Origin of the sequence: Stutzerimonas stutzeri (genome assembly GCF_000935215.1) — a bacterium.
Classification (GTDB): domain Bacteria; phylum Pseudomonadota; class Gammaproteobacteria; order Pseudomonadales; family Pseudomonadaceae; genus Stutzerimonas.
Genome location: NZ_JXXD01000086.1, coordinates 1 through 9,594, shown reverse-complemented (window position 1 = coordinate 9,594; position 9,594 = coordinate 1). Strand labels below are relative to the sequence as shown.

Here is a 9,594-nt window from a genome sequence, read left to right as displayed (position 1 = left end):
GATGCCGTTCGGCATCTCCGGCAGGGCCAGCCCGATTGGGGCTGGCCACGCTGCCAGCTGACAAAATCGTAATTTTCGCTTCAGGTCGCTGACAGATGCACCGCGCTATGGTGCTTGTCACAAGCGTTGCAACGTCGCGCCTGCGCGGCGGCAAACCAACAATTCGATCGACCGAACAGGACCCGCATGCAATTGACCAGTTCTCGGCGCACCTTCGTCAAAAGCCTGGCTGCCGGCGGCGCCGTCGCTGGCCTCGGGCTGTGGCAACAGCCCGTCTGGGCGCTGACCAGCCCAGGTCAGCCGACGGTGCTCAGCGGCACCGAGTTCGACCTCACCATTGATTCCATGAGCGTGGACTTCACCGGCAAGCGCCGCACTGCCATGGCCATCAACGGCAGCATCCCCGGCCCATTGTTGCGCTGGCGCGAGGGCGACACCGTGACCCTGCGCGTGCGCAACCGGCTACCCCACGACACTTCCATCCATTGGCACGGCATCCTGCTGCCGGCCAACATGGACGGCTTACCGGCTTCAGCTTCGCCGGCATCGCGCCGGATGGCATGTACGAATACCGCTTCAAGGTCGTCCAGAGCGGCACCTACTGGTACCACAGCCACTCCGGTTTTCAGGAACAGCTGGGCGTCTATGGCGCGCTGATCATCGATCCCAAGGAGCCGGAGCCTTTCAGCTACGATCGCGACTATGTGGTGTTCCTTTCCGACTGGACCGACGAAAGCCCGGCACGGGTGCTGGCCAAGCTGAAGAAGCGCTCGGACTACTACAACCGGGGCCGCCGCACGCTTGGCGATTTCATCAATGACGTCGCCGACAACGGCTGGAGTGACACCGTCAGCAAGCGCTGGGCCTGGGCGAAGATGAACATGTCGCCGACCGATCTGGCCGATATCAGCGGTGCCACCTACACCTACCTGCTCAACGGCCAGGCGCCGGACGGCAACTGGACCGGCCTGTTTCAGCCAGGCGAGCGCATCCGCCTGCGCCTGATCAACGGCTCGGCGATGAGTTATTTCGACTTCCGCATCCCCGGTCTCAAGCTCACCGTGGTCGCCGCCGACGGGCAGAACGTCGAACCGGTGCAGGTGGACGAAGTGCGCCTGGCCGTGGCGGAAACCCTCGACGTGATCGTCGAGCCGGACGGCAGCCAGGACGCCTATACCCTGTTCGCCCAAGCCATGGACCGCAGCGGCTATGCCCGCGGCACGCTGGCAGTGCGCGATGGCTTGCAGGCGTCGGTGCCCGAGCCCGATCCGCGCCCAGAACTGAGCATGGAGGACATGGGCCACGGTGATCATGCCGCCCACGGCCAGGCTGCTGCGCCTGCGCCGAGCGACGATCCTCACGCCGGGCATGGCGACATGGATCACGGCGCGATGAATCAGAATGAGATGAATGGCCAGATGGACCACGCGACCATGGGCCACGGCTCGTCCGGCGGCGGCATGCAGACGCATCCGGCCAGCGAAACCGACAACCCGCTGGTGTACATGCAGACCATGATGCCGGTGTCCAAGCTGGACGATCCCGGCATCGGCCTGCGCGACAACGGCCGGCGCGTGCTGACCTACGCCGACCTGCGCAGCACCTTCGCCGATCCGGACGGCCGTGAGCCGACGCGCACCATCGAACTGCACCTGACCGGACACATGGAGCGCTTCGCCTGGTCGTTCGACGGCATCCCCTTCGCCGACGCCGAGCCGATCCGCCTCAGATACGGCGAGCGGGTGCGCTTCGTGCTGGTCAACGACACCATGATGCACCACCCCATCCACCTGCACGGGCTGTGGAGCGATCTGGAGGACGAACACGGCAATTTCCAGGTGCGCAAGCACACCATCGACATGCCACCGGGTTCGAAACGCAGCTATCGCGTCACCGCCGACGCCCTCGGGCGCTGGGCCTATCACTGCCACATGCTGATGCACATGGACCTCGGGATGTTCCGCGAAGTCCGCGTAGAAGAATGACGGAGAAAACCATGAAAACAATCAAGCGCACCGCCCTGCTCGCCTTCGGCCTGGCCGCCGCTCTCAGCCTCAACGCCGCCTACGCGCAAAGCGAGCAGGACGGTCATCATCCCGCCAACGCGCCAGCCGAACAGGCCGCGCCGCAGGCCAGCCAGCCCAAGCCCGGACAAAAGCAGGGCGACATGATGCAGGGCATGGACCACGACAAGATGCAGGACATGCACGACCAGCACATGGGTTCCGACCACATGGACCACGGCAGCATGGGCAACGGAAAGATGCAGAACGACCTGCCAAAGGGCGCCGAACAAGGCAAGCCGCATGATCATTAAGACACTGCCGGTCGCCATCGCCCTCGCACTGGCTGCGACGGCGAGCCAGGCGCAGCAGGCCATGGATCATTCCGGACACGCCGGGCACGCTGCGCCAGCGGACCACAGCCAGATGGATCCTGGGCAGATGGGTCACAGCCAGATGAACCATGAGCCTGTGAACCAAGGCGGCATGGATCATCGCGATCACAGCAGCATGGATCACAGTTCAATGGCTCACCCGCCAGTCACCGGCGTCGGCACCGGACAGGAGCCGCGCACGCCAATTCCTACGATCAGCGATGCTGACCGCGCCGCGGCATTTCCCGACCTGCCGCCTCATTCTATGCATCAGGGCGGCAGCAATTTTCTGTTCCTCGCCGATCAGCTGGAATGGCAGGACGCCGATGAAGGCAGCACGCTGGCCTGGGACCTTTCCGGCTGGTATGGCGGCGATATCGACCGCCTCGCCTTCCGCTCCGAGGGTGAGCGCACCAATGGCCACACCGAGGAGGCCGAACTGCAGCTGCTCTGGAGCCACGCCATCGGCCCCTGGTGGGAAACCGTCGCCGGCGTGCGCCAGGACTTCAAGCCTGGTTCGCCACAGACCTGGGCCGCCTTTGGCGTGCAGGGCATGCCACTGTTCGGTCTGGAAACAGAAGCCACGGCTTTCCTTGGCGAGGGGCCAGAGCGCGCTGCGCCTGGAGGCTGAATACGACATCCTGCTGACCCAGCGCTGGGTACTGCAGCCCACCGCGGAGCTGAACCTGCACGGGCGCAACGACCAGGCGCGCGGCGTCGTTTCCGGTCTCAGCGACGCCAGTGTCGGTCTGCGCCTGCGTTACGAGATAAGTCGTCAGTTCGCGCCTTATGTCGGCGTCAGCTGGGGCCGTGCCTACGGCAATACCGCTGACCTGCTGCGTGCCGATGACGAAGACGTCAGCGAGGCGAAGCTGGTAGCCGGTATTCGCTTCTGGTTCTGAGGCCCCACGTATGAAGACTGTCCTGGCGACACTGGCACTGAGCACCCTGCTGGTTGCAATCGGCGGCGCGCTGGTGGTGTATTCCGGCATCATCGATGTCGGCGCGGACGCCCCGCACAGCGCGCCACTGCACGCCGTGCTGGAGACCACCCGTGAACGCGCCGTGGCCGTGCGCGCCCGCGACCTCGAAGTGCCGACGCTGGGGTCTGCGGAGCAGATTCGTTCCGGGGCGGGCAACTACGCGGCCATGTGCGTCGGTTGCCACCTGGCGCCCGGCGTCGAGCCGACCGAACTGAGCCAGGGCCTCTACCCCGCGCCCCCAACGCTTGCCGAGGACTCCCACGACAACGACCCGGCCGCGACTTTCTGGGTCATCAAGCATGGACTCAAGTCCACCGGCATGCCGGCGTGGGGCAAGTTCATGGAGGACCGCTACATCTGGTCGCTGGTCGCCTTCGTCGAACAACTGCCCTCACTCACCCCGCTGGAATACCAGACGCTAGTGGACTCTAGTGACGGCCACCAGCACGGTGGCGGTGAATCGGACATGCACGATCACAGCGGCCAGCACCCCGCTCCTGCCGCCGATCAGCAGCCGGCAGGCGCGGACCATCATCAAGGTGCGCACGACGGCCATGCGCCGGCGCAATCAGAAGCAGCACCGGAAGCCGATGTACACCACCACCCGGACGGTAGCCGCCACGTGCATTGATGCGTAGCACGGGACAATTCGCCTTCAGACCGCGCGCCTCAGCGCTTCGCCTCGATCTGTCCGACTCGCTCCAGCCAACCCGACTCCAGGCGTGGCTGGTCGGTATCCATGCTCCGCGCCTCCATCGCCTCGCGATGACGATCGATCTCGGCGACCGAATCGCTGAGGCCGGTGAGGTTGCCATCGAGCTGGTGCATCTGCGTCAGCCCCAGGTGATAGAAGCGCAGCAGCTTCATCGCATCCGGGTCGCCCGCACTTACGCCGGCCTTGACCTGGTGCATCATGTTGGTCACGCGCATCAGGCTGCGCTTGAGCTTCCAGCCGTACACCGCCGCCGCCATCCACGGCTGCTGCCAGTAAAGCCACCTGACAATTCCGATCGTCAGCGCTAACCCAACTGCCACCCCGACGATATTCAGCCGCAGGTTGTCGCCACCGGGCTCACCGAACAGTGCCACGGCCAAGGTCGACAAGCCCATGGCGAGCACGGCAAAGGTCACCGCGACGATCAGGGTGCTGCGCCGGGTTTGCTGGCGATAGGTTTCGGGGCTGAGCGGAACGATCTCAAATAGCACCACGGGGCGATGTCCTTGGCTGAGGAGGGAGATGAGCGGCGGCCATTATCACCTCAATCGCCGCGCGCTGACTGATACAGCGCAGTATCTGCCGCGCTCCGGCTATGCTGGAGGCCGCGCCCGATCGGAGAACCCCATGCGCCGCCTTGCTACCCCCGCCGACCAACAGCGGGTCTACGACATCTACATGCACCCGGACGTGGTGCCCTACCTGGGCTTCGATCCCATGCCGCGCGAGCACTTCGGCAAGGTCTTCGAGCCGTTGTTCGAAAGCGCCGGTTTCTATGTTTTCGAAGACGCTGGCGTGGTGCAGGGCTTCTACAAGGTGCAGCGCCATCTGGGCCGCGCCGCCCATGTGGCCTACCTCGGCACCCTGGCCGTCGCGCCCGAGGTCAGGGGCAGCGGCCTGGCGCGACGGATGATGCAGGACGCCCTCGACCGGCTGGCCGCCAGCGGCATTCGGCGCGTGGAATTGACAGTGGAGGCGGACAACCCGCGGGCCATCGCCTTCTACGAGCGTTTCGGCTTTGTTCACGAAGGCACGCAGCGCGCCGCCTACAAGCGCAGCAGCGACGACGGCTTCGTCGACGAACTGATGTATGGCCTGTTGCTGGAGCCCGGGCGGGCCCCAGCGTAGGTACTGCGTCGTTCGTCAGCCCTTGAGCTTGCTGGTGATCTTCGCCACATGCTCGCCCTGGTAGCGCGCGATGGCCAGTTCCTTCTCCGAAGGCTGGCGCGAGCCGTCGCCACCGGCGATGGTCGTGGCGCCGTAGGGCGTGCCACCGTTGGTTTCGGAGATATCGAAGAACTCGCTGATGCCATAACCGGTCGGCACGATGACCATGCCGTGGTGCGCCAGGGTGGTCCAGGTCGAGGTGATGGTCATCTCCTGCCCGCCGCCGGTGCCGGTCGAGGCGAACACGCTGGCGACCTTGCCGTGCAGCGCGCCCTTGGCCCACAGGCCGCCGGTGCGGTCGAGGAAGTTGCGCATCTGCCCGGACATGTTGCCGAAGCGGGTCGGGGTGCCAAAGATGATGCCGTCGTAGTTCGGCAGCTCGTTCGGATCGGCGATGTCGGCTGGCTGATCGACCTTGCCGCCGGCGTTGCGGAAGGCGTCTTCCGGCATGGTTTCCGGCACGCGCTTGATCGTGACCTCGACGCCCGGGACGCGGCGCGCACCTTCGGCGACGGCATTGGCCATGGTTTCGATGTGGCCGTACATCGAGTGATAGAGCACGAGAATCTTCGCCATCTTGCTTTCCTCTTTCGGTGGGTAAGTCTGAATAAAGTCGTGGATGGGATAACGCACCAGGCGGGTCGTTCCGACGCGGGGCGTCAGAGCGACTCGACCAGGATGACTTCGCTGTCGGTCACGGCTCTGATGCTCAGCCGCGCCTCGTCGCGCACGGCCACGCCATCGCCCGCGGCGACCGCAAGTCCGTTGATTTCGATCTGGCCGCTGGCCGGCACCAGATACACCCGGTGCCCGGCGCCAATTTCGTAGTCAGCGCTCTGCCCTGCTGCAAGCGTAGCCGCTGCCAGGCGGGCCTCGGCACGAATCGGCAGCGCCTCGTCATCGCCGGGCAGACCACTGGCGAGCGTGACGAAGGCGCCAGCGCGCTCGCCGCTGGGGAACTGGCGAGTGCCCCAGGCCGGCGGCAGGCCGGTCTGCTGCGGGTGAATCCAGATCTGGAAGATGCGCGTTTCCACGTCTTCCAGGTTGTACTCGCTGTGCACGATGCCGGTGCCGGCGCTCATCACCTGCACATCGCCGGCGACGGTACGGCCGCGGTTACCGAGGCTGTCTTCATGAGTGATGGCGCCCTGGCGGACATAGGTGATGATTTCCATGTCGCGGTGCGAGTGCGGCTCGAAGCCCGATTGCGGCGCGATGCTGTCGTCGTTCCAGACGCGCAGGCGGCCCCAGCGCATGCGCTCGACATCGTGATAATCGGCAAAGGAAAAATGGTGGCGCGCGTTCAGCCAGCCGTGCTGCGCATGACCAAGCTGGGCATATGGACGTCGTTCGATCATCTCGCTCTCCGCAGATGGGACACCGGGCAACCCGGCGAATGAGGGAGATGATCCATTCAATCCGATCAACAATGTCTGCAATTTTCCGCCAATAACTATCGAATAAATCGATAATCAGGCAGGTCGACTATCCCGGTGAAAGCGGCGCGGCGGCCGGGTCTATTGCCCGCAGCGCGTTTACCTGCGACAAAGCGCTCCCTTTTTTCAGCTTTCAGGAAGCGCATGAATGAACGATGAATTGCGGGTCGAAGACATTCAGCTCGGCGACGGTAAGGCGGTGGTCAAGGGCGCGCTGATCACCACCCAGTACCGCGGCACGCTGAGCGATGGGACGGAGTTCGACAGTTCTTACGCGCGCGGCAAACCCTTCCAGTGCGTCATCGGCACCGGCCGGGTGATCAAGGGCTGGGACATCGGGCTGATGGGCATGCGGGTCGGCGGCAAGCGGCGGCTGTTCGTGCCGGCGCAGCTGGGCTATGGCGAACGCCAGGTCGGCGCGCATATCCCGCCCAATTCGGATCTGCACTTCGAGATCGAACTGCTGGAAGTGCTGACGCGCGACGACTGATCGCCCTTTCTGGCGGCCCTGCGGACCGCCAGAAAGTCGCGCGTATCAGGCCTCGCCCGCGAGGTCCGGGCGCGCCACGCCGTGGGGATACTGCTCGCGGTAGCGTGCCAGCCAGACGGCCCCGGCCGGATCTTCCCAGGCGTGACGGTGCAACAGCGCCATGCCATCCGGATCGTTCAGCAGGCGCCAGCGCGCCGCCTCGGCATCCGCGCCGTCCGGGCCGACCGCCAGCACCTGACCGAGGCGCTGCTCGCGCAAACGCTCGGCGCCAGTGACCACCCTGGCATGCCGGGCGCGCGCCATGGCACAGACCAGCGCGTTGTACAGCGGATCGACCACCGCCACGAGGAAGCCATGGCGCAAGGCAACCGCCTGGTTCTGCTGCTGGTACAGGTCGGTATTGGCCAGCTCGGTGGGCGGTGCGTATTCCTCCGGGATCAGGAACAGCTTGCTGCGCCGCGCGGCCAGGCCGAGACCGGTACGGCTGGTGATCACCGAAACCGGCGCCGAGAGGATCAGCGACACCACGATTGGCGCCAGCCACCAGAGAAAGGCCGCATCCAGCCAGGCAACCAGGGCCGTCCAGAGCACGCCGATGACGATCTGCGAACCATGCCGACGCAGCGCCTCGCCCCAGGGCGTGGCGTCATCGCCGCGCTGCGGCGATTTCCACTGCACCGACCAGCCGAGGAACGCCGCGGTGACGAACACGCTGTGAAAGAGCATGCGCACCGGCGCCAGCAGCACCGAGAACAGCGTTTCGATCAGCATCGACAACACCACCCGCAGCCGCCCGCCATAGGCCTGCGCGCCCTGGATGCAGACCAGCAGCACACTGAGCAACTTGGGCAGGAACAGCAGCGTCATGGTCGCCGAGAACAGCGCGATGGCCTCCTCCGGATGCCAGCGTGGCCACAGCGGGTAGAGCTGGTTCGGCTGCAGGAAGTACTCCGGCTCCATCAGCGTATGGATCGCCAGCAGGCCGGTGGACAGCAGCAGGAAGAGGAACCACAGCGGCGCCGACAGGTAGGACATCACCCCGGTGAGGAACACCAGGCGATGCACCGTATGCACGCCACGCACCATGAACAGACGGAAGTTCATCAGGTTGCCGTGGCACCAGCGGCGGTCGCGCTTGAGCTCGTCGAGCAGGTTCGGCGGCAGTTCCTCGTAGCTGCCCGGCAGGTCATAGGCGATCCACACGCCCCAGCCGGCACGGCGCATCAGCGCGGCTTCGACGAAGTCGTGGGAGAGGATCGCGCCGGCGAACGAACCGGTGCCGGGCAACGGCGCCAGCGCGCAGTGCTCGATGAACGGCTTCACGCGAATGATCGCGTTATGGCCCCAGTAATGCGATTCACCCAGCTGCCAGAAGTTGAGCCCGGCGGTGAACAGCGGTCCGTAGACGCGCGTGGCGAACTGCTGCAGCCGCGCATAGAGCGTGTCCATGCCCGACGCCTTGGGCGCAGTCTGGATGATGCCGGCGTTGGGATTGGCCTCCATCAATCGCACCAGGCTGGTCAGACATTCGCCACTCATCACGCTGTCGGCGTCCAGCACCACCATGTAGCGGTAGCTACTGCCCCAGCGACGACAGAAGTCGTCGATGTTGCCGCTCTTGCGCTTCACCCGACGACGGCGGCGACGGTAGAAGATGTGGCCGAAGCCATCCACCGCACGGCACAACTCGACCCAGGCCTTCTGCTCGGCAACACAGGTGTCCGGGTCGTTGCTGTCGCTGAGCACGAAGATGTCGAAATGCTCGAGCTCACCGGTTGCCTTGAGCGACTCGTAAGTCGCGCGCAGGCCGGCGAACACACGCGGCACGTCCTCGTTGGCAATCGGCATCACCAGCGCCGTACGCGCCTCGGCCGGTATCGGTTCGGTGCCGGGGCTGCTGGCCGAGATGCTGTAACGGTCCTTGCCGCGAAGTAGCTGGAAGAAGCCCATCAGCGCGGTCCAGAAGCCCACCGAGACCCAGCAGAACAGCAGTGCGAAGAGCAGCAGGATGCTGGTCTGCACCACATAGGGAAGGATCTGCCGGGCCGATTCGGACAGCGGCTGGACGAACACTTCCTGCATGTCGACCAGGAACCAGCCCTGGTAAGGCAGCACCGCCTTCATCTGCCAGGTGGCAAAGGCGGTCTGGCCGAGCATCAGCACCAGCAGTGCCGCACGGCGCAGCGCCGCGACCCGGCGCCAGCGCGCCTCGTCGAGCGGCTGCGGACTGGGCTCGAAGTGACGCCGCGGCGGCGTGCGGCCCAGCATCCGGCGCCAACCGCGGCGCAGAATATTGGTATGCCAGGGCTCCGGCACCATGCGTGTGCGCACGATCGGCGGGGTCGACTGCACATACGCGCGGCCCTGGTGGTCCTCGGCGATCACGCCGGCGCGGTCGAACAGATCGCCCCAGCCCAGCCGCAGTC

Annotated in this window: 8 protein-coding genes and 2 pseudogenes; 6 read left to right on the top strand and 4 right to left on the bottom strand. The window is 65.4% G+C overall.

Annotated features, from left to right (window positions below):
• Nucleotides 1–186 precede the first annotated feature (186 nt).
• The 4 genes and pseudogenes from LO50_RS10055 (at nucleotide 187) to LO50_RS10040 (ending at nucleotide 3,991) form a co-directional block, all read left to right on the top strand.
• A pseudogene (locus LO50_RS10055) lies at nucleotides 187–1,985 on the top strand (copper resistance system multicopper oxidase).
• Between the two features lie 11 nt (nucleotides 1,986–1,996).
• Nucleotides 1,997–2,317 carry a hypothetical protein gene (locus LO50_RS10050; RefSeq protein ID WP_044314887.1) on the top strand — a complete coding sequence of 107 codons (321 nt, stop codon included), beginning with the start codon at nucleotides 1,997–1,999 and terminating at the stop codon, nucleotides 2,315–2,317.
• Nucleotides 2,307–3,279 (top strand): annotated as a pseudogene (locus LO50_RS10045) (copper resistance protein B). The gene LO50_RS10050 and the pseudogene LO50_RS10045 overlap by 11 nt, the downstream one beginning before the upstream one ends.
• 10 nt (nucleotides 3,280–3,289) lie before the next feature.
• Entirely contained in the window at nucleotides 3,290–3,991 is a 702-nt protein-coding gene (locus LO50_RS10040) for a c-type cytochrome (protein WP_041014521.1), read from the top strand.
• Between the two features lie 38 nt (nucleotides 3,992–4,029).
• Here LO50_RS10040 and LO50_RS10035 read toward each other — a convergent pair whose 3' ends face one another.
• Nucleotides 4,030–4,569 carry a DUF3087 domain-containing protein gene (locus LO50_RS10035; RefSeq protein WP_041014522.1) on the bottom strand — a complete coding sequence of 180 codons (540 nt, stop codon included), beginning with the start codon at nucleotides 4,567–4,569 and terminating at the stop codon, nucleotides 4,030–4,032.
• Nucleotides 4,570–4,702: 133 nt separating this feature from the next.
• On the opposite strand from LO50_RS10035, the gene LO50_RS10030 reads away from it, so the two are divergent.
• Nucleotides 4,703–5,203, top strand: a complete 501-nt coding sequence (locus LO50_RS10030) for a GNAT family N-acetyltransferase (protein ID WP_041014592.1) — start codon at nucleotides 4,703–4,705, stop codon at nucleotides 5,201–5,203.
• Between the two features lie 15 nt (nucleotides 5,204–5,218).
• Here LO50_RS10030 and wrbA read toward each other — a convergent pair whose 3' ends face one another.
• Together wrbA and LO50_RS10020 are read right to left on the bottom strand one after the other, a co-directional pair.
• Nucleotides 5,219–5,818 carry an NAD(P)H:quinone oxidoreductase gene (gene wrbA, locus LO50_RS10025; protein WP_041014523.1) on the bottom strand — a complete coding sequence of 200 codons (600 nt, stop codon included), beginning with the start codon at nucleotides 5,816–5,818 and terminating at the stop codon, nucleotides 5,219–5,221.
• A gap of 83 nt (nucleotides 5,819–5,901) precedes the next feature.
• Nucleotides 5,902–6,600: a pirin family protein gene (locus LO50_RS10020; RefSeq protein WP_041014524.1), complete on the bottom strand. Its 699-nt coding sequence runs from the start codon at nucleotides 6,598–6,600 to the stop codon at nucleotides 5,902–5,904.
• Between the two features lie 226 nt (nucleotides 6,601–6,826).
• Between LO50_RS10020 and LO50_RS10015 the strand changes: the two genes are divergently transcribed.
• Entirely contained in the window at nucleotides 6,827–7,168 is a 342-nt protein-coding gene (locus LO50_RS10015) for an FKBP-type peptidyl-prolyl cis-trans isomerase (RefSeq protein ID WP_041014525.1), read from the top strand.
• A gap of 45 nt (nucleotides 7,169–7,213) precedes the next feature.
• Here the strand turns inward: LO50_RS10015 and mdoH are convergent.
• A partial coding sequence (gene mdoH, locus LO50_RS10010) for a glucans biosynthesis glucosyltransferase MdoH (RefSeq protein WP_044314886.1) occupies nucleotides 7,214–9,594 on the bottom strand: 2,381 nt, incomplete at its 5' end.